At 58.6% G+C, this 442-nt stretch carries 1 protein-coding gene; it reads right to left on the bottom strand.

All coding sequences use genetic code 11. The annotated features are described in order from the left end of the window. Window positions 1-145 precede the first annotated feature (145 nt). A partial coding sequence (locus JQ845_RS22880; RefSeq protein WP_459565138.1) for a HoxN/HupN/NixA family nickel/cobalt transporter occupies window positions 146-442 on the bottom strand: 297 nt, incomplete at its 5' end.

Raw genomic sequence — 442 nt, 5'->3', positions numbered from 1 at the left:
TGGCCCCCATTTGTTCGTAACCGCGCAAATAGTAGTTAAGCCCCAAGATCAGCCAGCACAGCACAACCATGCCGATGATCCAGTGGCCAATTTGCCCGAAGTTTTCGTTGATGGCATTGACCGGGGTCCAGATCCCGCCGGTTAATTAAAGCTTGTCGGCGATCAGGCCCAATGCTTCGATCCCGCCGATAAACAGGGCCACCACCACCGAGGCGGCGGTGATGGTGATGTTGTAGTAAAGCTTGCGCACCGGTTTGGAGAAGGCCCAGCCGTAGGCGCCGATCATCACGAAGTTGGCCAGGGAATCGATCAGGGCCATGCCCACCGCAAACAGCACCGGGAACACCATGCTCGACCACAGGCTGATGCCGTGTGAGGCGCTGGTGGCACTGATACCCAGCAGGCCGATCTCGGTGGCAGTGTCGAAGCCCAGGCCGAACAA

This window comes from Pseudomonas paraversuta (assembly GCF_904063065.1).
Taxonomy (GTDB): domain Bacteria; phylum Pseudomonadota; class Gammaproteobacteria; order Pseudomonadales; family Pseudomonadaceae; genus Aquipseudomonas; species Aquipseudomonas paraversuta.
Note: the sequence above shows the minus strand (reverse complement) of the source record. Positions and strands in the feature narration are given on the sequence as shown.